This window comes from Pseudidiomarina aquimaris (assembly GCF_003987395.1).
In the GTDB taxonomy this organism is placed as follows: domain Bacteria; phylum Pseudomonadota; class Gammaproteobacteria; order Enterobacterales; family Alteromonadaceae; genus Pseudidiomarina; species Pseudidiomarina aquimaris.
The window spans coordinates 22,054-43,821 of record NZ_PIPT01000006.1 but is presented as its reverse complement, the minus strand read 5'-3'; the positions used below and the strand labels follow the sequence as shown (position 1 = coordinate 43,821).

The 21,768-nt window shown below is 51.4% G+C and carries 18 protein-coding genes; 11 read left to right on the top strand and 7 right to left on the bottom strand.

Annotated features, from left to right (window positions below; all coding sequences use genetic code 11):
• Positions 1-15 precede the first annotated feature (15 nt).
• Entirely contained in the window at positions 16-1,017 is a 1,002-nt protein-coding gene (locus CWE21_RS08455; RefSeq protein WP_157982748.1) for an aminoglycoside phosphotransferase family protein, read from the bottom strand.
• Positions 1,018-1,134: 117 nt separating this feature from the next.
• Between CWE21_RS08455 and CWE21_RS08450 the strand changes: the two genes are divergently transcribed.
• The 6 genes from CWE21_RS08450 to CWE21_RS08425 are packed head-to-tail and all read left to right on the top strand — an operon-like array spanning position 1,135 to position 7,709.
• On the top strand, positions 1,135-3,399 hold the full coding sequence (locus CWE21_RS08450) for an LPS-assembly protein LptD (protein WP_198675091.1): 2,265 nt from the start codon (positions 1,135-1,137) through the stop codon (positions 3,397-3,399).
• A gap of 9 nt (positions 3,400-3,408) precedes the next feature.
• Entirely contained in the window at positions 3,409-4,701 is a 1,293-nt protein-coding gene (gene surA, locus CWE21_RS08445; protein WP_126834004.1) for a peptidylprolyl isomerase SurA, read from the top strand.
• A gap of 2 nt (positions 4,702-4,703) precedes the next feature.
• The gene (pdxA, locus tag CWE21_RS08440; protein WP_126834003.1) at positions 4,704-5,693 is read left to right on the top strand and encodes a 4-hydroxythreonine-4-phosphate dehydrogenase PdxA; all 990 of its coding nucleotides are present in this window, start codon (positions 4,704-4,706) and stop codon (positions 5,691-5,693) included.
• A gap of 7 nt (positions 5,694-5,700) precedes the next feature.
• Positions 5,701-6,510: a 16S rRNA (adenine(1518)-N(6)/adenine(1519)-N(6))-dimethyltransferase RsmA gene (gene rsmA / locus CWE21_RS08435; RefSeq protein ID WP_126834002.1), complete on the top strand. Its 810-nt coding sequence runs from the start codon at positions 5,701-5,703 to the stop codon at positions 6,508-6,510.
• On the top strand, positions 6,507-6,875 hold the full coding sequence (gene apaG, locus CWE21_RS08430) for a Co2+/Mg2+ efflux protein ApaG (RefSeq protein ID WP_126834001.1): 369 nt from the start codon (positions 6,507-6,509) through the stop codon (positions 6,873-6,875). Before rsmA ends, apaG begins: the two co-directional genes overlap by 4 nt.
• 12 nt (positions 6,876-6,887) lie before the next feature.
• Positions 6,888-7,709 (top strand): symmetrical bis(5'-nucleosyl)-tetraphosphatase, encoded by an 822-nt coding sequence (locus tag CWE21_RS08425; RefSeq protein WP_126834000.1) that lies wholly within the window; start codon positions 6,888-6,890, stop codon positions 7,707-7,709.
• Here CWE21_RS08425 and tyrS read toward each other — a convergent pair.
• On the bottom strand, positions 7,706-8,908 hold the full coding sequence (gene tyrS / locus CWE21_RS08420) for a tyrosine--tRNA ligase (RefSeq protein ID WP_126833999.1): 1,203 nt from the start codon (positions 8,906-8,908) through the stop codon (positions 7,706-7,708). The genes CWE21_RS08425 and tyrS overlap by 4 nt on opposite strands.
• Before the next feature lie 244 nt (positions 8,909-9,152).
• Between tyrS and CWE21_RS08415 the strand changes: the two genes are divergently transcribed.
• Both CWE21_RS08415 and CWE21_RS08410 read left to right on the top strand, forming a co-directional pair.
• Positions 9,153-10,553 (top strand): peptidoglycan DD-metalloendopeptidase family protein, encoded by a 1,401-nt coding sequence (locus CWE21_RS08415; protein ID WP_241970257.1) that lies wholly within the window; start codon positions 9,153-9,155, stop codon positions 10,551-10,553.
• 8 nt (positions 10,554-10,561) lie between these two features.
• Positions 10,562-11,710: an anhydro-N-acetylmuramic acid kinase gene (locus CWE21_RS08410; protein WP_126833998.1), complete on the top strand. Its 1,149-nt coding sequence runs from the start codon at positions 10,562-10,564 to the stop codon at positions 11,708-11,710.
• Here the strand turns inward: CWE21_RS08410 and pepQ are convergent.
• Genes pepQ through CWE21_RS08395 form a run of 3 tightly spaced genes read right to left on the bottom strand, consistent with a single transcriptional unit; the run spans position 11,707 to position 14,119 of the window.
• Positions 11,707-13,017 (bottom strand): Xaa-Pro dipeptidase, encoded by a 1,311-nt coding sequence (pepQ, locus tag CWE21_RS08405; RefSeq protein ID WP_126833997.1) that lies wholly within the window; start codon positions 13,015-13,017, stop codon positions 11,707-11,709. The genes CWE21_RS08410 and pepQ overlap by 4 nt on opposite strands.
• Positions 13,018-13,035: 18 nt before the next feature.
• Positions 13,036-13,383: an iron-sulfur cluster insertion protein ErpA gene (erpA, locus tag CWE21_RS08400; protein ID WP_126774004.1), complete on the bottom strand. Its 348-nt coding sequence runs from the start codon at positions 13,381-13,383 to the stop codon at positions 13,036-13,038.
• Positions 13,384-13,438: 55 nt separating this feature from the next.
• Complete coding sequence (locus CWE21_RS08395; RefSeq protein ID WP_126833996.1) at positions 13,439-14,119, bottom strand: DUF6776 family protein; 681 nt, start codon at positions 14,117-14,119, stop codon at positions 13,439-13,441.
• A 57-nt stretch (positions 14,120-14,176) separates the two neighbouring features.
• On the opposite strand from CWE21_RS08395, the gene hemJ reads away from it, so the two are divergent.
• The 3 genes from hemJ to hemL all read left to right on the top strand — a co-directional run bounded on the left by hemJ (position 14,177) and on the right by hemL (position 17,008).
• A complete protein-coding gene (gene hemJ / locus CWE21_RS08390; RefSeq protein ID WP_126833995.1) occupies positions 14,177-14,605 on the top strand; it encodes a protoporphyrinogen oxidase HemJ in 429 nt (142 codons plus the stop codon).
• Positions 14,606-14,693: 88 nt separating this feature from the next.
• The gene (locus tag CWE21_RS08385; protein ID WP_126833994.1) at positions 14,694-15,707 is read left to right on the top strand and encodes an aspartate carbamoyltransferase; all 1,014 of its coding nucleotides are present in this window, start codon (positions 14,694-14,696) and stop codon (positions 15,705-15,707) included.
• Between the two features lie 20 nt (positions 15,708-15,727).
• Positions 15,728-17,008 carry a glutamate-1-semialdehyde 2,1-aminomutase gene (gene hemL / locus CWE21_RS08380; protein ID WP_126833993.1) on the top strand — a complete coding sequence of 427 codons (1,281 nt, stop codon included), beginning with the start codon at positions 15,728-15,730 and terminating at the stop codon, positions 17,006-17,008.
• Between the two features lie 22 nt (positions 17,009-17,030).
• Here the strand turns inward: hemL and mrcB are convergent, their stop codons facing one another.
• Positions 17,031-19,280, bottom strand: a complete 2,250-nt coding sequence (gene mrcB, locus CWE21_RS08375) for a penicillin-binding protein 1B (RefSeq protein WP_126833992.1) — start codon at positions 19,278-19,280, stop codon at positions 17,031-17,033.
• A gap of 18 nt (positions 19,281-19,298) precedes the next feature.
• Positions 19,299-21,767, bottom strand: a complete 2,469-nt coding sequence (hrpB, locus tag CWE21_RS08370) for an ATP-dependent helicase HrpB (protein ID WP_157982747.1) — start codon at positions 21,765-21,767, stop codon at positions 19,299-19,301.
• Position 21,768: the final 1 nt, after the last annotated feature.

Sequence of the window (21,768 nt, the reverse complement as noted above, 5' to 3'; positions counted from 1 at the left end):
CATTGTGCGTTGTCGCTACTTACTTTGGGCAAAAGCCGGCATGACACGCTCTGTCAAAAACGCACGAAAATCGTCGAACTCCGCGTAGATAGCCGCAATATCGTGGAGATAGGCCAAATTTCGCGGAATATCTTGTAAATAGCCAGGATTGCCATCACGTTCGTAGCGGCGAGCGAAAAGCCCACTTACATAACAGTGACGTTGCATCCCCATTAAATCAAACCAACGTTGCCAGGTGGCCCGGTCAACCTGCAAATCATTGCGGATGTCGCGCAAATAATCGTAACAGTCTGTCGCCAACTGCTGGACTTGTGTTTGTGGCCAGCGCACATAACAGTCACGCAGTAAACTTACCGCATCATAAGTAATCGGCCCTATTGCGGCATCATGAAAGCCAGTAAAGGCCAATTGACCCTCGCCCTGCACCAAAATATTTCGCGCGTGCAGTTTGCGGTGTACTCCCACCTGCGGTTGCGCTTGTGCATTGTCGACGAGGCGGTCACAAAACCCCTGCCATAGATCTTGTTCGCTGGCTGTGAGTTGTAGCTGTAAGTGCTCTTTGAGTAGCCACTGGGCCATGAGTTCCAATTCAGCGCGAAGTTCTTGCTCAGCGAAAGATGGCAACGCCCCTAATTCAGAATCTTGTACCTGCATGATGTTGGCAAGATGCGGATAGACTTGCGGGTACCAGTCGGTGAGTGTCGCCTCACTCAAATGACTCAAGAGCAAGCTGGAGCCCAAATCCGTCATTAACATAAAACCACGCTGCTCATGCACGGCCACCAACTCAGGCACTAAAACTCCACGCGACTTATAGCTGTCGGCCACCGCCATGTAACTGCGTAACGCTTGCTCAGTATTCTGCGTGTCGACCGCGATAAAGCTTCGCACACCATCAGTCACACGGTAATAACGCCACGGTCGCGCATCACCGAAAACCGGCTGCAAATCTTGCTGCGGCTGCCCGGTGACAGACTCGCACCAAGCTTGCAATTGCACTTCTCGCTTATTTTCCACGCTATTTCCTCGCTCACAAATGGCAGGCTTAGTTATTTTGCTTTATCATACCTTCCACATTGGAAAGGACAACGTTGAGTCAGCTATCGCATGCATAACATTACCAAAGGAGCCTGCTTGGGCATCAGTTTCGCGCTTACGGTGGGTTTCACCAACAGTGCGGTAGCTCAAGACAATACAGACTTTCTGCAGCAATGCCCTGTGCGCTCACCGCTTTTTGCCACGACTAAGTTAAACCCAATTAAAGATTTAGCACCAGAAGCCATTGGCGTGCGTGCCGATGCAGCAGACATTGATTCTGAGACTACTCTGGCATCATTTACCGGCAACGTACAAGTTCAACTTAACGATCAGTTTCTCTTCACTGAGCAAGCGACGGTTAATCAAGCCTCGGGAAATATAAACGCCAGTGGTGCGACCCAATTCACCGATGGCTACGTGCAGGTGAGTAGTGACAACTTTCGGCTCAATTCAGGAGATAACCGTGCCTACCTTGCGGGTGCGCAATATCAGCTGCAGACAACTGGAGCGCACGGCACTGCTGAGTTACTTTCTATTTCACCCGAGCAAGTGTTGTTAGCCGGCTCGACGTTCACGACCTGTCCTACAGATCAACCTGCGTGGCAACTAAGCGCCGATGAAATTAATTTAAGCGAAGATGAAGCGTGGGGCGAAGCTTGGCATGCGAAGTTTGAGCTGTTTGGGGTCCCAGTGCTCTATGTGCCCTATATTAATTTTCCGATTACCGATGAACGCAAATCGGGTTTTTTATTCCCAACCGTGCGCTCGTCACAAAAAAATGGTTTCGAGTTTGAGCTCCCCTACTACATCAACATCGCGCCCAATCAGGATGCCACTCTAACACCTCGCTACATGGCTGAACGAGGGCTGCAGATGAAAGCCGAGTATCGCACTCTAACCGAGGGTGGGTCAGGCCAAGTAAACCTCGCCTACCTCGATAACGACGACAGCTTAGAAAGCGACGCCTCACGTTATCTTTGGCGTGTTGAACATGAGCAAAGTTGGAGCCCTAGCTGGCGTTCTTATGTCAATATTCTCGACATCAGTGACGACGACTACCTCAACGATTTGGGCAGCCAATTCGCCGGTCGAGCCGATGCCCAACTCTATCGCCACGCCCGCGTTGATTACCACACCGACAATGCGCAAGTTATGCTGCGCGCTGAGGATTTTGAAATTCTGGGTGATTATCGTTCGCCGTATCGAACCACTCCGCAATTGACGACATTTTTTAATTGGCAGGATTCGCCTGCTCTTGAAGTAAATCTTTTCTCAGAATTAACGCATTTTCGTAACCAAGATAACAGTAATGATTATGCCACGCGTTTTCACATTGAGCCGGCCGTCAAGTTCGCCTATGAAAAGCCAGCCTATGATGTATTGAGTGAGTTGCGCTACAGCTACACCTATTATGACCAAGCCGCCTCGAGTAGCTTCAATAATACGACGCTCAGCGAAAATCCATCGCGTAGCATTCCACAATTTCGGCTACGTGGACGGTTGAATCTCGAGCGCGATTTCGCTTGGGGCGACCAAACCTATCAGCAGACCTTACAACCACAGATTCAATATCTGTATGTGCCCTATCGCGACCAGTCCGATATTGGCATTTACGATTCGACATTGATGCAGGATGACTATCAAGGTTTATTCCGTGCAAGACGCTTTTCGGGGCTTGACCGCATCGCCGATGCCAATCAAGTCACCATTGGTGCCTCAACCAGCATCTTTAACGAAAATGCACGAGAAATGGTACGTTTTAGTGCCGGACAAATTTACTATTTTGACGATAGCCGAGTGAGCTTATTTGACGAAAACAGTCAGATTGCCGACGATCGCTCTGACCTTGCCTTCGAAACGCGCTTTCGTTTTAACGACCGCTTATTCTTAAATGCTGCCATGCAATACGACATGGAGCAAAATAACACCCGCAAAAGTCAGACTGCGGTTGAATATCGCATCGATGAGAGCAACCTTATCCAGTTCAGTCATCGACAAGTTACAAATATTCTTAATGACGACATCGAACAATTAGGCTTACAGACGGTCTATCAAGTGAAAGCCAACTGGCAAGTCGCCGCAAACTGGTTTTATGATCTTGAACAGAAACGTACCAACGACGCGCTTCTTGCGTTACAGTACAACGATTGTTGTTGGGCGATACGGGTGAGTGCTTACCGACGTATCAACCGAAACTTAGAATTACAAGCAACTGACCCGATGAATCGGCAACCAGAGTTCGATACAGGCGTCAGTGTACAATTTATTATTAAGGGGCTAGGGTCCGATAACAGTAACCTGTTTGAACTGATTGAACAGAGCCTGTTCGGTTATCGCCACCCGTTTTACTTAAGCAACTAGGTAGTTTTCATGAATAAGATGTTGAAGATAGTGAGCATTGCGTGGCTGACCCTCGCAAGTTTGACCGTGCCAGCGCAAGCTAACGAAGTGCTCGATCGTGTTGCCGTTATCGTAAATGATGGTGTGATTTTGCAAAGCGAAGTTGAAACCATGCTGGTGCAGATCAAGCGCAACGCTGCGGAGCAAGATATCCAATTACCAAGCGACGACGTGCTCCGCGTACAAGCTATCGACCGTTTAGTTTTGCAAGAGATTCAACTTCAAATTGCGCGCCGCAACGGTATTGAAGTGAGCGATGCACAACTCGAGCAAACCATCGCTAGCATTGCCCGTGAGGCAGGAATGAACGTGGAAGGCTTACGTGCCGAAATCACTGGCTTAGGTTCAACTTGGCAAGGCTATCGTGAGTCGATTCGCCGCGAAATGATCATCGGCGAATTACAACGTAACGCCGTGCGCGACCGTGTTTATATCTCGCCACAAGAAATTGCCAACCTCACCAGCATGATGGAAGAGATGTCGAGCAACGAAGTTGAGTATCGTCTTAGCCATATCCTTATCGGTTTGCGCGATAGTAGCAGCAGTAGCGAAGTTCAAGCCGCACGCGAACGCGCCGAGAGCGTTTTAAGTTCATTGCAAGATGGCCGCGATTTTGCAGCAACAGCGATCAGCTCATCTGCGGGCTCACGCGCGCTGGAAGGTGGTGATTTAGGTTGGATGAATATCAATGCGATGCCAACACTCTTCGCCGAAGCGGTGCGTGGCAAGCGCAAGGGCGATCTTATTGGCCCTATCAAAAGTGGCGTCGGCTTCCATATCTTAAAAGTTGCCGACACGCGCGGCATTGAAACCGTTGAAATCGAAGAAGTAAAAGCACGTCATATCTTGTTGCGTACTTCGGTTATTTTGTCGGATAACCGCGCCAAAGAACAATTAAGCACCTTCCGTCAGCAAATTATGAGCGGCGAAGCAGAGTTTTCTGAGCTTGCGCTCGAGCACTCTGATGACACCGGTTCTGCGAGTCAAGGTGGCGACTTAGGTTGGAATGAGCCAGGAATTTTTGACGAAAACTTCAAACAAGTCGTGGAGTCTGCGGAGATTGGTGAAATTAGCGAGCCATTCCGTTCACAATTTGGTTGGCACATTGTCGAAGTGCTTGATCGCCGCGTACAAGATGCGACTGAACGCAGCAAAGAAAACCGTGCCTACCAGTTACTCTACCGCCGGAAGTATCAGGAAGAGTTAGAAAACTGGCAGCAAGAAATGCGCGACCAAGCCTACATTGAAGAGATCACTGACTAAGTATGATGCGCATCGCCTATAGCAGCGGGGAACCCGCCGGCATTGGCCCAGACATTGCTGTGCTGCTAGCACAGCAAGAATGGCCTTGCGAAGTGGTGGTATTAGGTGATCAGTACGTACTCCAAGACCGAGCCAACCAGCTCGGTCTTGCCGTTTCAATAGTACCTTATGAGGCGTCACGTCCGCCGCAGCAATGGCCTGCTGGCACCCTTATTGTCGCCCACCATGCTACTACCGCGGCGGTCACTGCTGGGCAGCTGGACGCAGCGAACGGCCATTATGTTGTCGAGCTGCTGCAACACGCGGGACAAGGTTGCCTGACAAATGAATTTACCGCCGTCATGACCGGCCCAGTGCACAAGGGCGTCATTAACGACGCCGGCATTCCTTTTAGCGGTCACACTGAGTTTTTTGCCGAGCTCAGCCAGACGGAACAAGTGGTTATGATGCTTGCGACGCCAGGCCTACGCGTTGCTTTGGTGACAACTCATTTACCGCTCGCACAAGTGGCCGAGGCGATTAAGCGCCCATTAGTTGAGAGTGTTCTTCAGATTGTGCATGACGACCTGCAAAGTAAATTCGGCTGTACGCAGCCAGCGATCTTAGTTTGTGGCCTGAATCCTCATGCGGGAGAGCAAGGACACTTAGGAAGCGAAGAAATCGAGCATATCGAGCCGGCGTTGCGTCACTTGCAGCAGCAGGGCTTAAATGTCAGCGGGCCTTGGCCTGCCGATACTGTCTTCCAGCCTCACTACCTTGAAAATGCCGATGTAGTCGTCGCAATGTTCCATGATCAGGGGCTGCCCGTGCTAAAATATCGAGGCTTTGGTAATGCCGTGAATATCACGCTCGGATTACCTTTTATTCGCACTTCAGTGGACCATGGTACCGCACTAGACAAAGCTGGTACCGGCGATATTTCCATTGGCAGTGCGCGTTACGCATTGCAAACGGCCATCGAGATGGCGGACCTGCAGCAACGGAATAAATGAGAATTAAATGAGTAAAACCCACCTCGGTCATCGCGCCCGTAAACGCTTTGGACAAAACTTTTTACACGACACAATGGTCATCGATGCCATTGTGGATGCCATTAATCCACAAAACGATGAGCAATTGGTGGAGATTGGCCCAGGTCTCGCCGCCCTTACCGAGCCTGTGACCGAGCGTATTGACCACTTAACTGTGGTAGAGCTCGACCGCGACCTTGCCGATCGGCTTGAGCAACATCCGTTTTTGCAACATAAGTTAACGGTGCATCGTGGCGATGCCCTGAAAACCGATTTCCGGCAGTTCCAATCTGATTCCAGCAAGTTACGCGTGTTTGGGAACTTGCCGTATAACATCTCGACGCCGATTATTTTTCACCTTTTGGATCAGCTCGATGCGATTCAAGACATGCACTTTATGCTGCAAAAAGAAGTCGTTGACCGCTTGGCCGCCGAACCAGGTAGCAAAACCTACGGTCGCTTATCCGTTTCTGTGCAACAAGCGTGCGCTGTTGAGCCCGTACTGACAGTGCCTGCCGGCGCTTTTACGCCGCCGCCAAAAGTTGAGTCGGCGGTCGTGCGCTTAACGCCTTACAGCGAACCGCCTCATCCTGTGCATGACCGTAAAACGCTACAGCAGTTGTGTTTAGTCGCGTTTAACCAACGCCGCAAAACCATTCGCAATAACCTTAAGCAGCACATTCCAGCCGAACAGCTGGAAGCACTTGGCATCGACCCAGGCGCCCGTCCAGAAACCTTAAGCGTCGCCGATTACTGTCGGTTGGCGAATTGGTATTATGAACAGCAAGGAGACTTATGAGTACGATAGCTATTGACGTCAAAACCCATTACCTTGCCGCGCAGTCTGATCCTGATAACGGGCAATATGTGTTCGCCTATACCATCACGATTACCAATCAAGGTGAGGCCAGCGTGCAGTTGCTGAATCGCGCATGGCGCATCACCGACGCCGACCATAAAATTACCCGCGTTGCTGGTGATGGTGTGGTTGGCGAGCAACCGCATATTGCCCCGGGCGAATCTTACAGCTATACCAGCGGTACTGTACTCGCGACGCCTATCGGCACCATGGAGGGGCACTACGGAATGATTCATGCGGACGGTAGTAAATTCGAGGCCAAGATCCCATCGTTCCGTCTCGCTGTACCGAACATACTGCATTAAGTCGAAACCACGATGGCACGCTATTTCGTTGGCGACCTCCAGGGTTGCGTACAACAACTCGATGAGTTGCTTACCAAGGTCAATTTCAATCCACGCTTTGACGAACTCTGGTGCGTCGGTGATATTGTAGCCCGTGGGCCCGACTCACTTGCCTGTTTACAGCGTTTGGCCAGTTTGGGCGATGCACTGAAATGCGTGCTTGGGAATCATGATCTCAACCTTCTTGCTGTGCTCTGCGGCATCCGCAAAGCCAATCCGAAAGATCACCTCGATGCGATTCTCGCCCTACCGGAACAGCAACAGCGTCAATGGATCGACTTCCTCGTAAAGCAGCCGCTTATTCAACATGCTGATGACGTTGTCATGACCCATGCGGGACTGTTTCCGCAGTGGAGCCTTGCGCAAGCTAAGGCCCTCGCCCAAGAGGTGAGCGAAAGCCTACAACGCGCGTGGCGCCACGATAAACTCGGACTTTGGCTGGATAAGATGTACGGCAACGAGCCCGCATGTTGGTCGACACAATTGAGTGGCCCAGAGCGTATCCGCTTTGTCATTAATGCCTTCACTCGCATGCGTTTTCTAGATGCGAAGCAGTGTCTTAATATGACGATTAAAACAGCTCCAAATGACGAAACCCGCGCACAAGGTCTGCAGCCATGGTTTGATTACTGGCAACCGCAGCAATTTAGTATCGTTTTTGGTCATTGGGCAGCGTTACAGGGGGCAACGCAACGAGATGATGTGATTGGCTTAGACACGGGTTGTGTCTGGGGCGAGCATATGACACTTATGCGCTGGCCCGATGGCCAGCGCTGGCATGCAGAAAACAATTAGTTCAGTGTGACGCGCGCAAACTTACGCTTACCCACTTGGTAGACAGCGGTCGTTCCAGCTTGCACCTGTAACTTGGTGTCCGTTACTTTTTCACCGTCAATTTTCACCGCACTTTGTTTGATCATGCGCATACCGTCTGAGGTTGAGTTAACTAGGCCTGCGTCTTTCAGTAAGTTACAAATACCGAGGCTGCCTTCTTCACTCGCAAGCTCCAGTTCTGGCATATCATCAGGAATAGCATTTTTACTGAAGCGCTGAACAAAGTCTTGCTCTGCTGCATCAGCTGCAGCCTCATCATGAAAACGCGCAATGATCTCTTTCGCTAATAACACTTTATAGTCCCGTGGATTCGCTCCATCTGCAATGGCTTGCTTAAAGCTAGCGATTTCATCCAGCGGGCGGAAGCTCAACAGCTCATAATAGCGCCACATCAACTCATCAGAGATTGACATCAGCTTGCCGAACATATCGTTCGGGGCTTCGGTAATACCGACATAATTCCCCAATGATTTCGACATCTTTTGCACGCCATCGAGACCTTCGAGTAAAGGAACCATGATGACTGTTTGTGGCTTCTGGCCTTCTTCTTTTTGCAGTTCACGCCCCATCAATAGATTGAAACGCTGGTCAGTGCCGCCCATTTCTACGTCGGCTTTGAGCTCAACCGAATCCCAACCTTGTACTAGCGGGTACAAGAACTCGTGAATCGCGATTGGCTGGCCAGTGTTGTAACGCTTCTTAAAGTCGTCGCGTTCAAGCATGCGCGCAACGGTCTGTCGGGCAGCAAGCTTGATCATATCGTCAGCACCAAACTTACTCATCCACTCTGAATTAAAGCGCACTTCTGTTTTGGCTGGATCGAGAATTTTGAACACTTGTTCTTTGTAGGTCTGCGCGTTGGCTAACACGTCGTCCCGCGATAAAGGTTTACGCGTAACATTCTTGCCTGTCGGGTCACCGATCATGCCAGTGAAATCACCAATCAGGAAAACAACTTTGTGGCCGTAGTCTTGAAACAAGCGGAGTTTATTAATCAATACGGTATGGCCAAGGTGCAAATCGGGTGCTGTTGGGTCAAAACCGGCCTTTATCACTAGCGGTTTGCCCTGTGCTAACTTTTCTTTAAGCTCTTCTGTTAGCAGAATTTCTTCGGTACCACGCGCGATTTCGGCAAGCGCATCCGCTACTGACATTGCCATGCTCTCGATTCTCCTGATGATAAAAACAAACGACCTATAAGTGCGTTAAACGGCTCATTGTATGCTATTTGCGGCGTTGTTTTAAGCGCAAATAAAGGTAAAGCGACTGGAAAATCATCAAACTTCGTATTATTCTGCAGTGAAACCTATTTTAAATTAGGCTGTCGTAACGTTCATGGTAACGGACATAACGTAACCGCAGTAACGTAACGAAACTATAAAGTGCGCTAACCTCAGGAAGTTTATGAAGGTCATTACCCAACGAATGGCAGGGCTGTTTGCACAGCTTCCGCGCCGTCATCAAGTTCTCTTGTCTGCAGTGGCGTTGACCACGCTGACGCTTGTGTTGCTGCCCTCCGATCCAGCAACTGCATCGCGTAATACATCCGATCCAAGCCTCGCCGATAAGCAACTTATTCTGGGCGAGCGTCTAGAAGTACCTATTCAAGTGAAAGCTGGCGTAAAAGCACCGGCAGCACAGGTACTCAGTAACCGTCAACTACCCGCGGTAGATGACACCAGTGCCGCCGATACCGTTGTCGCTGAAGAACCGGTGCAGCCGACCGTGCATTGGAGCGGTTACGAAGTAAAATCTGGCGACAGCCTGGCACGCATTTTTGATGTCATGGGCTTTACCCCTCAACAGCTGTACAAGCTAACCCAAGATGATCAAGCCGAAAAATACTTACTGAAAATTCATCCTGGCGATACCTTGCGCTTCGCTAAAGATCCAGATGGAGAGCTGGTTCAGTTGGCGTTTCAAATAAGTCCAATTGAAACTCTTATCGTCAGCCAGACTGATAAAGGCTATGTCAGCGAAATAGCCACCAAAGAAGTACAGATTCAAGAAGCCTTCGCTTACGCCGAAATCGATTCTAATTTCTGGAATGCTGGTATCAACGCCGGCCTTACCGACAATCAAATCATGAGTATCGCCAACATTTTTGGTTGGGATATCGACTTTGCTTTGGATTTGCGTAAAGGCGACGAATTCTCGGTTATTTATGAGAAAGAGTACGTCGATGGCGAGTTCGCTGGCTACGGCAAGGTGCTTGCAGCTGAATTCGTTAATCAAGGCAATAAATATCAGGCAATTTTACATGACAACGGTGAGTACTACGCCGCCGACGGCAAAGCCATGCGGAAGTCGTTTTTGCGTTCACCGGTTAAATTTACCTATATTAGCTCAAGCTTTAACCCGCGTCGCTTACACCCAGTTACCGGTCGCGTACGACCGCACAATGGCACCGACTATGCTGCCAACGTCGGCACCCCAGTAATGTCATCGGGTGCAGGTAAGGTTATTGCCAGTGCCTACAACAATCTGAACGGTAACTACGTCTTTATTCAGCATGGCGAACGTTATGTCACCAAATACTTGCACTTGAGTAAGCGCTTGGTGAAACGCGGCGACCGCGTGAAACAAGGCGAAGTGATTGGTCGTGTCGGCGCTACGGGCCGTGTAACCGGCGCTCACTTGCATTACGAGTTCCTCGTGGACGGCGTCCATCGCAATCCGCGTACCGTTAAATTCCCGCAAGCAGAATCATTGACTGCGCAAGAATTACCAGCGTTTAACAAGATTGCTGAACAGCGGTTAGCCATGTTGGCTGACCAGAAACGTGTTCAGCTCGCCATGCGCTAGCGCGAGTTATGGCGTCCCAACCAGAACTCTATATCGGGCTAATGTCAGGCACCAGCATGGACGCACTTGATGCCGTGCTGGTGGATTTTCAAACGGGCCAGCCGCGCCTTATTAAACACCTCGATACTCCTCTTGGCGAGCCACTCCGCAGTGAACTACTCAACCTATGTAGTCCTGGCGCCAATGAGCTGCACCGGCTTGCACTGGCCGATCGGCAGTTCGCTGAACTCTCTGCAGAGCTTGTCTTGGCATTATTACAAGCGACTGGCTACAAGGCCGACAGCATAAAGGCGATCGGCAGCCATGGCCAGACCGTACGCCATATGCCAGATGCAATCTCAGCCTATACGGTCCAACTTGGCGATCCTAATACCATTGCAGCGCTGACTGGTATTCCGGTGGTCGCCGATTTTAGACGCAAAGATATCGCACTCGGTGGGCAGGGGGCGCCACTGGTTCCGGCGTTTCACGATGCGCTTTTTCGGCAACACGCAAAAGCAGCAGAGGCACTAGCTATTCTGAATCTGGGCGGTATCGCCAATATTTCCGTGTTACCAGCTAATTCAACAGAGGTGTTGGGCTTTGATACCGGCCCTGCCAACACCTTGCTTGACCTATGGTACCAACTGCAACATCCCGATGCCGCCGATAGCTTTGACCGCAACGGTGCCTATGCGGCTAGTGGTGACGTGAACCCACGGCTGTTGGCCAAGTTTATGCAAGACCCCTATATTCAGCAGACACCGCCGAAAAGCACGGGGCGCGAATACTTTAATCAGAGTTGGCTAGAGGATTATCTAGAGCAGCTCCCCCACTGGCACGGCGCCGACTTACAAGCGACGCTTGCTGAGTTCACCGCACAGTCGGTTGCGCATGGCTTACAGCAATGCCTAAAAGCCGCAGATTTGGGAGCAATCTCGAAGGTCTATGTGGCAGGTGGTGGCGCCTTTAACGACGACTTAATACAACGCTTAGCGCGTAACTATCCGCAGGCCAGTTGGCATTCCGTCGCCGAGCTGGGCGTTGACCCGCAGCATTTAGAAGCTATGGCTTTTGCCTGGCTAGCACGTCAATTTATGCAGCGCCAGCCGGGCAATCTACCAAGTGTGACGGGCGCCAGCCGCGCCACAGTCCTTGGTGGGCTTTTCCTTCCTTAAAGCTTGGCGAATGCGTCGCGGGTAAGGTTTTCGTTGTTACCGTTCTCACCCACGACAATGCTGTCTTCAATGCGCACACCGCCGTATGGACGTAGCTCGTCAATACGTTCCCAATTCAATTCTTTCGCATCGGCATGGGCTTCAAGCAGTTGGTCCACGACATACAAACCAGGCTCGATAGTGAACACCTGTCCGGCTTCAATCGGACGCAGCAGACGTAAGAATGGATGACGCGGGTCACGGTCATACAAGTCACCGCGGTCGTTACGTAAGAAGCCGCCGACATCATGAACCTGCAGACCAATAAAATGACCTAAACCGTGCGGGAAGAAAGCACTTGAGAAACCTTGCTCGTAAATATTCTCAGCAGAGCCGCGCACTAAATCGAAGTCACTCAAGATTTGCGCGATCTTCAAGTGCTGCGAAACGTGCAGTTGATAGTAGTCAAGACCCGGCTTAATTTCAGTCAATAACTCTTGCTGAGCCGCGTCTACAGCCTTCACTAGGTCGGCAAAAAAGCCGGTCTCACTGCGACTATAGGTACGCGTGATATCTGCACAGTAGCCTCGATAGGTCGCCCCAGCATCAATCAAGAACGAGCGGCTTTCGGCAGGTGCAGTGGTTTCGTAGACGTCATAATGCAGAATCGCACCATGTTCGTTCAATCCAACGATGCTGTTATAAGGTAGTTCGCTCTCACGGAAGTTAATTGCCGCCAAATACGCGTGATGAATCTCGAGTTCGCTTTTACCAGCAAAAAACGCCTCTTTTGCCGCTAGGTGGGCTTTCGCCGCACGCTCGTTAGCGACGCGTAAGTTCTCGATTTCCCAGTCGGTTTTTAAGGCACGGTGAAAGTGCAGATGATCAATCAGCTGTTGTGGATTGCGCGCCCGCACCGGCCAGCTCTTTACTGGCTCAGCGAAGTCTTCGCCTAGGAATGCGGTCGTTTTGATTTTGTCACCCAAGTAAGCGGTCAGCTTATCAAGTTCATCAATCACCACTAACTCAACGTGTTCTTGCCACTCAGCAGGGGCAATTTTTACCGCCGCATGCCAAAAGTCACGTGGCTGGAACAAAAACACCACCGGGCGTTCACCAGGCGTATAGAAAATTGCGCTTTTCGGGCTATCTGTGACAGGGATCCAATACTTGAATAACGGATTCACTTTAAACGGCGCAGCGTTGTCGTCTAAAAACGCCACTCGAGGTTGTCCTGCGTAGACTAGGACTGACTCAAAATCGGTCGCAGCCAAGGCTGCATCAAAACGTGCTTGAACCGTCGCAATATGCGCCGCGTAAGAATTCATGAGGACCTCGCTTGCGAGTTATACAGAGAAGCTAGCGCCACAACCGCAAGTGGTTGTCGCATTAGGATTGTCCACGAAGAAGCGTGCACCTTGTAGGCCTTCTTCGTAATTGACGGTGCCGCCCACTAAGTACTGAAGACTCATCGGATCGACCACCAGGATCACGCCATTTTTTTCAATTTCCATGTCACCAGGATTTACTTTCTCGTCAAAAGTAAAGCCATACTGGAAGCCTGAACAACCGCCCCCGGTTACGTAAACACGCAACTTTAACGCCGGATTCTCTTCATCGGCGATGAGGGTTTTCACTTTATTGGCTGCCGCTTCTGTAAATTGAATTGGCATCGCTTGTGCTGCATCAGTCATTCGAATACTACCTCCACTAATAAGGCGTCTATTTTCGCTTACCTGACTATAGTGGTCAAGTATTGTCCCCAGTTAGTTCGCTCCACAAAAACAACCGCTCTAACTCGCGTGGCGAACCGTCGTCGAGCACAACACGCAGGCGCACTTGCTCAGCAGCAAAATCGGTGGGTAACTTAAAACTGCCGGTTTGAGCTTTGAAGTACCGCATGGTAAAGCTTTGCTCGTCAGGACTGAGCCCAGCGAGCTCATAGAGATCGAATACCATAGGCTGATTCGCTTCGCCGCGCCCCTCGAGCGTAGCCTCGATAGTGCCTTTGACAAAGCCTCGCTGCCGCTCGGTTTGCAACACCGCAAAGCGGAATTGATAATGCCCCTCCTCACTCAGGCGTTTGAGCTCAAAGTCATCGACCACGACGCCTTCGGCGGTTAATTCGGGCGCCATAATTTTTTGATAAAAACTCAATTCGCGTTTGAGCGCTAAGGCTTCATCTTGCGCAGCGGCAAGCTCCTGTTGCAACTGTTGACTCGCCGCCTGCTCGATCCCGAGCTCAACTTCCGCCATATGCTTTTGATAGTCCGCCGTTTCAGCTTGCTCATACAGCGTGGCTTGGCGCTCTTCCAGATCCGCTACGCGCTGCAGCAAGTACCAGTTTTGTCCAGCACCGAGTAAATAGCCAATCGCAACGCCGGCTAAACCGAACAAAACGAAGAATATGTATTTTTGCTTCTCATTCATAACGGATGTTCTTATCATGGGTTGCACGACATGGTACCAACATTTTAGGAATGAACAATGACATTGCTTTGGGTTAAAGGCCTGCATCTGGCATTCATGGTGGCTTGGTTTGCTGGAATCTTCTACCTTCCGCGCTTGTTCGTTTATCACGCGCAAACTGAGTCGAGTGAAGTCAGCGCGCAACTCAAAGTCATGGAACGGCGCTTGCTCTACTTTGTCACTCCTTTCGCCATTTTAACCCTAGTGTTTGGCCTTTGGCTGATTTTTGCCTATGGCAGTGCTTGGTTCGCGGCCAGTGGCTGGATGCATGTAAAACTGGTCATCGTCGCATTGCTCTACGGCTATCATATTTACTGTTTTAAATTACTGGCTGATTTTGCCCACGACCGCAACCGCCGCAGCCACAAGTTTTACCGCGTGTTTAATGAAGTTCCGGTGTTGGCACTTTTTGCCATTATTCTGCTCGCAGTGTTGAAGCCTTTTTAATCGGCAGCGTTCTTTTTACGGCGGTTATTTGCTATCATTGCGGCCCAGTGTTTGAACACCTTTTCTCAACTCACTGAGGCCTTACGCTATGAATTTTACCGGCGCCAACATTCTCTCTGTCGAGCAGTTTAACCGCGATAGCATCGATCAAGTTTTTCAAGTGGCGGATCGCATGTTGCCGTATGCGCGTCGGCAAAAGCGCACGCGAGTTCTCGATGGTGCCATTCTCGGTAATCTGTTTTTCGAACCCTCTACCCGTACGCGGGTCAGCTTTGGCACCGCATTTAATCTACTGGGTGGTGAAGTCCGTGAGACGACGGGCATGGAAAGCTCAGCCTTAGCCAAAGGCGAGTCACTCTATGACACAGCGCGCGTCCTCAGTAGCTACAGTGACGTGATTGCCATGCGCCACCCGAAATCGGGCTCGGTTGCCGAGTTTGCCGAGGGGAGTCGCGTGCCGGTGATTAATGGTGGTGATGGCGCCAATGAGCACCCAACCCAAGCCCTCCTCGATTTGTACACGATCAAGAAAGAGCTGGCATATCACGGTCATGGTATCGATGGCATGCACATTTGCATGATGGGAGACTTGAAGTTCGGCCGCACGGTGCACTCGCTCTCACGCTTACTCGCATTGTATGACAATATTCGTTTCACACTTATTTCGCCACGTGAGTTGATGATGCCCGATAGCGTCATGAACGCACTTGAAAAAGCTGGCCATCACGTCATGGTAACCGACCAAGTGAGCGGGAGTTCGGATGCCGATATTGTCTATCAAACTCGCATTCAACAAGAACGTTTCACTTCACCGGCTGAAGCTGATCAATATCGCGGAAAGTTTCGTTTAAACAGCGATATTTATACCAAGCATTACAAACCCAATACTGTCATTATGCATCCATTGCCTCGTGACTCACGCGCAGAGGCCAATGAACTCGATAATGACCTGAATCAGAACCCGAATTTGGCTATTTTCCGCCAGGCGGACAATGGCGTACTGATACGCATGGCGTTATTTGCGCTTACCTTAGGTGTTGCTGACCAAGTTGAAAAATACGAATGTGAAGTCAACTGGTATAGCGACAAGCGCAACGTCTAACTAACGAAAAGAGGATCACGATGTCTCGATCTGAAGACTTATTTGCCCAAGCCCAACTCACCATTCCTGGCGGTGTAAACTCACCTGTACGTGCTTTCAATGGCGTCGGCGGTTCACCTATTTTTATCGAGCGTGCCGATGGCGCATATATGTACGATGCAGATGGTCAGCGCTACATTGACTATGTCGGCTCTTGGGGCCCGATGATCCTCGGCCACAATAATGCTGCCATTCGCGAAGCAACGCACGCAGCAGTGGAACGTGGCTTGAGTTTTGGTACGCCAACCGCCAGTGAAATCACCATGGCAGAGAAGATTATCTCGTTGGTACCGTCGATCGAAAAGGTTCGCATGGTGAATTCAGGTACTGAAGCGACCATGACCGCTATCCGTCTAGCACGTGGTTATACCGGGCGCGACAAGATCTTGAAGTTTGAAGGCTGTTACCACGGCCACGCCGATGCCTTATTAGTGAAAGCAGGTTCTGGCGCACTTACCCTGGGCGTACCTAATTCTCCCGGGATCCCTGAAGACTTTGCCAAGCATACGCTGACCGTTACCTTCAACGATCTTGACTCAGTGCGCGCTATCTTCAAAGAGATGGGCGACGACATCGCCACTATCATTGTCGAGCCAGTGGCTGGCAACATGAACTGCATTCCACCGGCGCCAGGCTTCTTAGAAGGCTTGCGCGAGATCTGTGATGAATACGGCAGCGTGCTGATCTTTGACGAGGTCATGTCCGGCTTCCGTGTTGCGCGTGGCGGCGCTCAAGAATTCTATAAGGTGACGCCTGACTTAACCACACTCGGTAAGGTCATCGGTGGTGGTATGCCGGTCGGAGCCTTCGGTGGTAAACGTGAAATCATGGATTACATTGCCCCGGTAGGGCCGGTGTATCAAGCGGGCACGCTGTCAGGCAACCCTGTGGCAATGGCGGCTGGCCTTGCCGCACTTAATCAACTCGACGATGCTGAGTTGTATCCACAGCTAACAGCGAGAGTAGAACGCTTAGTCAACGGCATGCAGCAGCTTGCCGATGATGCCGGAGTGCCATTCACGACCAATCGTGCGGGCTCAATGTTTGGCTTTTTCTTTAGCAAAGACAAGCAGGTTAGCAGCTATCAACAGGCCACCGAGTGCAACATGGAACACTTCAAGAAGTTCTATCACAGCATGCTCAAGCAAGGCGTGTACTTGGCACCGTCAGCTTTTGAAGCAGGCTTTATGTCTGCAGCGCACACCGACGCCGACATTGACGCTACCTTGGCGGCGGCAAAAGTAGCTTTCGCCGAGCTGTAAGCTAGCAATTAGGTCGTGGTGGTTAGAAAATTTTCTCCCACCACGACTTTTCTTCAAGCACGCCTTCACAATTCATATCTTCCGCTACACTCACCGGAAAAGCAGGAAACGTTCGTTGCTGACGGCAATCGGCAGGAATCGCCACCCCCGTTTGCGGATGAAAGGCTTGGTATTGCAACGGTGCTGGTAAAGCTACGTCGAGAGACTGCACGCCCAACTCACTGAAGGTATTAGCGACGACCGGCAACGCTCCTGTTGCACCAGTCAAGTTGATCGGTTTGTTGTCATCACGCCCTAACCAAACTGTCATCAACTGCTGCGCATCATAAGCAACAAACCAACTGTCACGATAATCATTGGTGGTACCGCTTTTACCCGCTAAGGCATCACGCCCAAACAACGTCCCCAAACGCTTCCCGGTGCCGTCATTTACCACGCCGCGCAAGCCGTAATTCACCAGCGCCGTGGTTAACGGATCAAACACCTCGCGTCCTGCGCTTGGCCGATGCTGATACAGACGCAGACCGTCATGGTTGGTCAGTGAGTCAATGGTTGTGTAAGGGCGATAGCGACCGTAATGCGCCCAGACACCATAGAGTTCGGTCATTTGCAGCGGGGATAACTCGACTGAGCCTAAGGCCAGTGAGGGCACATTTGGAATCGGGGTGGTAATCCCGGCTTGTCGCAACTTGCTAACCACCGCCTCGATTCCCACTTCGAGTGCTAATTTTACCGCTGGAACATTACGTGATTGAGCTAAGGCATCATAAAGCATAATGTCGCCAACGAATTCACCGTCATAATTTTCTGGCTGCCATATGCGGCCATCGACCTCTTCTAGGGTAATGGGGGTATCTTCTAGAATACTCGCGAGGTTATAGCTGCCTGGCTGCGACAGTGCCAGCCCATAGAGTGTTGGCTTCATTAACGAACCCACTTGACGCATCGCCCCAGTAGCTCGATTGAATCCCAATTGCTGGTGATCGCGGTCGCCGACCAGTGCGCGCAAACTGGCTTGCTGATGATTCGCGATGACTGCCGCTACCTGCAATTCTTTACTTTCACTTAAGCGCGGGAGTTGCTCAGCAATACTTTTCTCCAATGCCTGTTGCGCAATTGGGTCGAAGTAAGTAAACACTCGCAAACCTTGTTCATTCCACTCTTGCGGCACTTGCAACTGACCCAGTTCCTGTTTGACTTGGGCTAAGTAGTGCGGCGCCCAAGTTCTTCCCTCACTTGCACGGCGAGGCGGTACCAACGGCTCCTCTAACGCGGCCAAATACGAACGCTGGTTGATCAGCTGCTGCGCAAACATCAACTGTAAAATCATATCGCGGCGCTCCCGTACGCGGTCTGCGTAACGATACGGGTTGTAATAGGAAGGTCCTTTGACAATCGCCACGAGCATAGCTATTTCGGCTGCACTTAGTTCTTCCACTTGCTTGCCAAAGTAGAAGCGGCTGGCCAGCCCAACGCCATGAATTGCACGGCCACCGTCCTGACCGAAGTAGATCTCATTAAAGTAGGTTTCTAGGATTTCATCTTTACTAAAGCGGAAGTCAATTATCAGCGCCATCAGCGCTTCATTGGCTTTGCGCCACAAAGTTTGTTCGCGGCTCAAGTAGAGATTCTTCACTAACTGCTGAGTTAAAGTACTGCCGCCTTGCACCGTATCCATCGCAGCTAAATTAGCCAGGGCAGCGCGGCCAATGGAAGAGAGTGATACACCCGCATGATGGTAAAAATCACGGTCCTCTACTAAAAGTAACGTCTCAATAAGCAAGCTTGGCAAGCGCTCAAGGCCAACGATCAGCCGGTCCTCGCCGTTTTCACCGGTAACTTGTCCTAACACCAAGGGATCAATTTGAAAGCGATTTAGCTCTCGGCCGTCGGGCAAACTTTGGATTCCGGCAATGACGCCACCACGGGCAAAGCGTACACGCACTTTTTGTGCCATCGCTGGGCCATCAGCAAAATCGAACGGCCGCCGGTGCAGTTCGATTGCGCTGCCTTGGTCATGATAGGAGCCACTTTGTGTGAGTGTGGCATCTTGGCGGTAACGCAACTGCTGCAACTCTTGCAATAGCTGCTGCGGACGCAAAGGTTTGTTTGGCGCAAGTTCTAGCGGGCGGGCATAAACAATTGCTGAGGCCTCATAGCGCTCAGTCGCAAAGCGTTGCGTCAGGGAGCTGTCTAGATAAATGACATAGAAGCAAGTAACAGCCAAAACTGCCAACGCTAATTTAGCAAAGAGAACCAATATAAAACGCATATACCTTCCAGTACCGAGTTATTTCGACTGTGCAATCATCCGTTTTGTCTTTTGCGTCGCCTGCGCCTGCAACGGATCATCTGGCCAAGGATGCTTAGGATACCGCCCTTTCATCTCTTTTTTTACTTGTTGATAGGCATTTTGCCAAAAACTTGCTAAATCAGCTGTGCGTTGTAAGGGTCGCTGCGCTGGCGAGAGTAACTCAAGCACCAACGTAACCTGCCCTTGACATAGCTTAGGCGAAACGGGCTCACCGAAAACCTCTTGCAACTTAAGCGCCACTGCTGGTGCGTCGCCTTGATAGTTAATCTTATGCTGCAAGCCACTCGGCGCCTGCCAATGCGTGGGGCAAAGTTGCGCTAAGCGCTGTTGTTGACCGTAGTCTAAGCGCGCTTGCAGCGCAGCTAACGGCGACCATTTGCGTAACTGGGCAAGGCTCTGTATATCGTGCCAATAAGGTCCCGCCCAGCTTTCGAGCTGCTGTCTGAGCGCCGCTTCGCTAAACTCCGGCCATTGCTCGTTTGCTGGCAAATGCTGCTGAGCCAAGCGCACGCGGGCAAGAAATTGCTGGCTTTTAGGCTCTTGCAGCAACTCTTGTAGCAACTCTCGCTGTTCCTGTACCAGCGCAACCAACAAGTGCACCCGTTCTGCAACCGTCGGTTGCTGTTGTGCCGGGCGCTCAGCTAATACTAAGGCGCCGAGTCGTTGGCGTTCAAGCGCTTGTAGACGTTGCTGTGGCCCTTGCCACGCCAATTCAGTCTGCCAAGTAACGGCTAACGCTGGGTGCGCGAGGTCAGCACTACTTAGCGGCACAACGTCATCGATAATGGCATCCGCATTGCGCTCACTCAGGCGCATCGACAAAATTAGCAGTAGCGCGTCGCCGCCGCGGGTATCTTGCTCATGAAATTGGGCTCCGCCCCCATATGCGACGAAATAGTTTTTGTCGTTATCGCGAGCAGTTCGCCGCTGCGCCACACGATCCGGAAATCCCCATAAGGCAAGTTCGATAACTGCCGCAGAGCTTAACTCCTGAACTGGCTCAGCGACCTTGAGCTTACGTAACCACCACTGCCACCGTTGACGGGCGGGTTTACTTAACTTTTTTGCAGGTACTGGAAAGTGAGCAGATGACGTCGGATATTCTAACTGTGCAAGCAGCAAAGCTGCTTCTGCTCGCATCGGTTCAGCCTGTGAGGTTGCAGCAACGGCAATTCGCGCTAACCGCGGTTCAGTGCCCTGTGCGGCGACTTGCTGACCTATCGAAGTGAGCACACCGCGGTCATCAACGATGCCCAGCTTTTGCAACAGCTGTTCGCCGACCTCGAGGTGAACTTCATTCGGTGGACTAAGAAATTGCAACTCCCCAACATCACTCCCCCAACGTTTCGCCTCGAGCACTATACCCGCTAAGTCTTCCGTTTCGAGCGCGGGCGCATCGTAGTCGCGTAGGCCTTGGGTTTCGCCTTCTGCCCAAATACGCAAACAATGACCGGGCCCCAGTCGACCAGCTCGACCGGCACGTTGGGTAGCTGCAGCCTTGCTTATGCGCTCAGTTGCCAAACGCGTCAGACCATGACGAGGGTAAAAAGTCGCGCGGCGCTCGCGACCACTATCAACGACCACATCGATACCCGGAATGGTTACACTGGTCTCAGCTATATTGGTCGCCAATACAACCTTTTTCTCGCCGGCAGGGACAGGGCGCAACGCTGCCTGCTGCTCGGCCAGTGCAAGTTGTCGATGCAATGGTTGTACCTGGATGCCCTCACCCAGTGCAAGGCCCTCAGTTAAGCGTTGGATCTCACGCCAGCCTGGTAAAAACACCAACACGCCGTGCTCGGCTAGCTGCACCGCCTCGCGTACCACGGTTGCGGTATGTTGCAGCCAGTCGCTACGCGGCGGCACCGGACGGTAATGATAGGTGATAGGGTGTTGGCGTCCGGCACTCTGCAAAACCTTGGCGTCGCCTAGCCAAGCGGCAATTTGTTCAGCCGGGAGCGTTGCCGACATAATCAATAGGCCAAGATCAGGTCGCAGCGGTAACGCCTCAAGCAACATGGCCAAACCCAGGTCGCTAAACAGGTTACGCTCGTGAAATTCATCAAATAGCACCAAACCCACCCCATTGAGTTCTGGGTCCTGCTGCAGATATTGGGTAAAGGTGCCTTCGGTAACAATCAGCAGGCGCGTTGCGGCACTACTGCGTTGCTCGCCGCGGACATGGTAGCCGACCAGCTCGCCGACCTGCTCACCTAACTGACGGGCAAGATAATGGGCTATTGAAATTGCTGCTAAACGGCGCGGTTGCAGCAGGATAATCCGTTGCTGCTGCCACTCTTCTGCGGCCAGCAAAGCAAGAGGTAAAGCGGTGGACTTGCCGGCACCGGGCGGCGCCTGCAAGACCACTTTTTGCCCCGGTAACAGCGCGATGACCTCAGAGAGTAGCGCCGTTATCGGTAGCTCATTGAATTGTGTTGCGGCCAAC

What these genes read in the sequence shown, in the direction of transcription:
- CWE21_RS08425 (WP_126834000.1), top strand. Translation starts at nt 6,888, where the DNA reads ATGGCACGCTATTTCGTTGGCGACCTCCAGGGTTGCGTACAACAACTC.
- hemL (WP_126833993.1), top strand. Translation starts at nt 15,728, where the DNA reads ATGTCTCGATCTGAAGACTTATTTGCCCAAGCCCAACTCACCATTCCT.
- CWE21_RS08410 (WP_126833998.1), top strand. Translation starts at nt 10,562, where the DNA reads ATGGCGTCCCAACCAGAACTCTATATCGGGCTAATGTCAGGCACCAGC.
- CWE21_RS08385 (WP_126833994.1), top strand. Translation starts at nt 14,694, where the DNA reads ATGAATTTTACCGGCGCCAACATTCTCTCTGTCGAGCAGTTTAACCGC.
- apaG (WP_126834001.1), top strand. Translation starts at nt 6,507, where the DNA reads ATGAGTACGATAGCTATTGACGTCAAAACCCATTACCTTGCCGCGCAG.
- rsmA (WP_126834002.1), top strand. Translation starts at nt 5,701, where the DNA reads ATGAGTAAAACCCACCTCGGTCATCGCGCCCGTAAACGCTTTGGACAA.
- pepQ (WP_126833997.1), bottom strand. Translation starts at nt 13,017, where the DNA reads ATGAATTCTTACGCGGCGCATATTGCGACGGTTCAAGCACGTTTTGAT.
- tyrS (WP_126833999.1), bottom strand. Translation starts at nt 8,908, where the DNA reads ATGGCAATGTCAGTAGCGGATGCGCTTGCCGAAATCGCGCGTGGTACC.
- pdxA (WP_126834003.1), top strand. Translation starts at nt 4,704, where the DNA reads ATGATGCGCATCGCCTATAGCAGCGGGGAACCCGCCGGCATTGGCCCA.
- erpA (WP_126774004.1), bottom strand. Translation starts at nt 13,383, where the DNA reads ATGACTGATGCAGCACAAGCGATGCCAATTCAATTTACAGAAGCGGCA.
- surA (WP_126834004.1), top strand. Translation starts at nt 3,409, where the DNA reads ATGAATAAGATGTTGAAGATAGTGAGCATTGCGTGGCTGACCCTCGCA.
- hemJ (WP_126833995.1), top strand. Translation starts at nt 14,177, where the DNA reads ATGACATTGCTTTGGGTTAAAGGCCTGCATCTGGCATTCATGGTGGCT.
- mrcB (WP_126833992.1), bottom strand. Translation starts at nt 19,280, where the DNA reads ATGCGTTTTATATTGGTTCTCTTTGCTAAATTAGCGTTGGCAGTTTTG.
- CWE21_RS08415 (WP_241970257.1), top strand. Translation starts at nt 9,153, where the DNA reads ATGAAGGTCATTACCCAACGAATGGCAGGGCTGTTTGCACAGCTTCCG.
- CWE21_RS08395 (WP_126833996.1), bottom strand. Translation starts at nt 14,119, where the DNA reads ATGAATGAGAAGCAAAAATACATATTCTTCGTTTTGTTCGGTTTAGCC.